A 626-nucleotide genomic window follows, 5' to 3' on the forward strand; every position below is an offset into this window, starting at 1 on the left:
CAGTTACGCAGGGGAGTCGTTTGTCCGGGCGCAACAGTTCAGGCACTTTCTCCAGTTCCCCCAGCGTGGCGCTCAACGCAACACGGGGAATTGGATTTACCTGGCGCCCTAACACATGGTCAATTCTATTGAGCAGAGAAAGCAGCTGTACGCCACGCTCTGAGCCAATAAAAGCGTGAAACTCATCAATAACAATGTATGCAACTGAAGAAAACGCCTGTTTAAGCCAGCCCATTGAGTTTATGAGCAAAGACTCAAGTGACTCAGGTGTAATCAGTAAAATGCCAGCCGGGTTCGTCCGTGCCTTCTTCTTTTTGTTTTGTGGTACATCCCCGTGCCAGGGCGTCACTGGCATTTCCAATGCATCTCCAAGGCTCTCAAGACGACGGTACTGATCGTTAATCAATGCCTTCAATGGGCTGATGTAGATGATGCCAAATCCATTGGTGAGATCTGCAACTGCCGAACAGGCAGGAAGAAAGAAAGCCTCTGTTTTACCCGCTGCTGTACCTGCACTGATTAGCACGTCTCGATCACGGGCTAAAATTGCCGGGATAGAACTCTCCTGCAAGGGCCTTAATGCAGACCACCCCTGCTTGTAAACCCACTTACGGACGCGGGGATCG

Annotated in this window: 1 protein-coding gene; it reads right to left on the minus strand. The window is 50.6% G+C overall.

What is annotated here, in order from left to right:
• Window positions 1-626: DEAD/DEAH box helicase (locus tag ADK28_RS03975; protein WP_048794950.1), on the minus strand; the 626-nt coding region annotated here is incomplete at both ends.

The sequence above is a fragment of the Serratia sp. 506_PEND genome, from assembly GCF_001076875.1.
GTDB lineage: Bacteria > Pseudomonadota > Gammaproteobacteria > Enterobacterales > Enterobacteriaceae > Serratia > Serratia marcescens.